4 protein-coding genes and 1 pseudogene are annotated in these 1,534 nt (G+C 49.1%); all 5 read left to right on the forward strand.

What is annotated here, in order from left to right; genetic code table 11:
- Positions 1 to 293 (forward strand): annotated as a pseudogene (locus K0778_RS25950) (conjugal transfer protein TraB); the annotation flags it as partial.
- Positions 283 to 873 (forward strand): conjugal transfer pilus-stabilizing protein TraP, encoded by a 591-nt coding sequence (gene traP / locus K0778_RS25955; RefSeq protein ID WP_000002778.1) that lies wholly within the window; start codon positions 283 to 285, stop codon positions 871 to 873. The pseudogene K0778_RS25950 and the gene traP, both read left to right, overlap by 11 nt.
- On the forward strand, positions 860 to 1,057 hold the full coding sequence (locus K0778_RS25960) for a conjugal transfer protein TrbD (RefSeq protein ID WP_001324648.1): 198 nt from the start codon (positions 860 to 862) through the stop codon (positions 1,055 to 1,057). The genes traP and K0778_RS25960 overlap by 14 nt, the downstream gene beginning before the upstream one ends.
- 11 nt (positions 1,058 to 1,068) lie before the next feature.
- Positions 1,069 to 1,320 carry a conjugal transfer protein TrbG gene (gene trbG, locus K0778_RS25965; protein ID WP_001038341.1) on the forward strand — a complete coding sequence of 84 codons (252 nt, stop codon included), beginning with the start codon at positions 1,069 to 1,071 and terminating at the stop codon, positions 1,318 to 1,320.
- A partial coding sequence (gene traV / locus K0778_RS25970; RefSeq protein WP_080095981.1) for a type IV conjugative transfer system lipoprotein TraV occupies positions 1,317 to 1,534 on the forward strand: 218 nt, incomplete at its 3' end. The genes trbG and traV, both read left to right, overlap by 4 nt.

The raw sequence follows: 1,534 nt of genomic DNA on the forward strand, positions 1-1,534 counted from the left end.
ACTACATCAAACGTGCCGAACAGTATCACCCGGTGATACCGATTGGTGCGGGCAACGAAGTGACCGTGGTGTTCCAGGACGGCTTCCAGCTGAAAACCGTGGAAGAGATGGCGCTGGAACGCACGCAGAGCAGAGCGGAAGAAGAGAATCAGGAAAGTCCGGTTCCTGTTCCGCCATCGGCTGAAAGTCATCTTAACGGCTTTAATACTGACCAGATGCTGAAGCAGCTGGGCAACCTGAATCCGCAGCAGTTTATGTCCGGCAGCCAGGGAGGGGGCAACGATGGCAAATAATATGTCGTCCCGTCAGGCGTGCCATGCCGCCCGGTATGTTGTCGCCCGGGTTCTGCGAGGACTGTTCTGGTGTCTGAAGTACATCGTCATTCTGCCACTGGCCACAATGGCCCTGATGGCTCTGTTTGTTTTATGGAAGGACAACACCACGCCGGGGAAATTACTGGTTAAGGAGATTAACTTCGTAAGACAAACAGCACCTGCCGGACAGTTCCCGGTCAGTGAATGCTGGTTTTCTTCCTCTGATTCTTCAGGCAGATCAGAAATACAGGATATCTGCCATTACCGCGCGGCTGATGCTGCAGATTATGTCAGGGAGACTGACCGGTCACTGATGCAACTGGTCACCGCATTATGGGCAACACTGGCACTGATGTATGTCTCGCTGGCAGCGATCACCGGGAAATATCCGGTGCTGCCCGGAAAAATGAAATGTATCCGGGTGGTAACCGCAGATGAATATCTGAAGGACGTTTATACGGAAGACGCTTCCCTGCCGGGAAAAATCAGGAAATGCCCTGTTTATCTTCCTGATGACAGAACAAACAGAAACAACGGAGATAAAAATGAACATGCGTAATATTAATGTTATTACAGCCCTCTCTGTGCCGGGTAAAACCGTGTCAGATGATTTTATGCATGCTGTTCTCAGTAACTGCGCCACAAGAATCGTACTTCCTGCACCGGAGAAATTCGGTTCTGAGTCATTGCCGGACAATTTTAATATGACTGCTGTCGGTGTGATGAAGAATTCAGAAATATAAGGAACCCTTCGATGAATAAGCTGGTTTCTGATGGCAGCGTCAAAAAAATAAATTATCCGGTGCTGTATGAGTCCGGAATAACACCTCCGTTATGTGAAGTCAGTGCACCAGAGCCTGATGCGGGTGGGAAACGCATTGTGGCATATGTTTATAAATCATCACGGAATACGGTTTTTGAAAATCCTGACATTGTAAAAACCTGTACGGTCAGGGATTTGAAGAATGATTTTGTGAACTGCGATGAGAAAGGTGAGGGACAGTGAAACAGATTTCTTTATTTATTCCTCTGCTGGGGACCTTATTACTTTCCGGCTGTGCCGGAACCAGTACGGAATTTGAGTGTAACGCCACCACATCCGATACCTGTATGACGATGGAGCAGGCCAATGAGAAGGCCAAAAAACTGGAGCAGTCCTCAGAAGCAAAGCCGGTTGCGGCATCACTGCCGCGCCTGGCTGAAGGGAACTTCCGGACAAT

Source organism: Escherichia sp. XD33, assembly GCF_019375075.1.
GTDB lineage: Bacteria > Pseudomonadota > Gammaproteobacteria > Enterobacterales > Enterobacteriaceae > Enterobacter > Enterobacter flexneri_A.

Excerpts from the sequence above, each read along its gene's own strand:
- traP (WP_000002778.1), top strand. The coding sequence starts at position 283 with ATGGCAAATAATATGTCGTCCCGTCAGGCGTGCCATGCCGCCCGGTAT.
- trbG (WP_001038341.1), top strand. The coding sequence starts at position 1,069 with ATGAATAAGCTGGTTTCTGATGGCAGCGTCAAAAAAATAAATTATCCG.
- K0778_RS25960 (WP_001324648.1), top strand. The coding sequence starts at position 860 with ATGAACATGCGTAATATTAATGTTATTACAGCCCTCTCTGTGCCGGGT.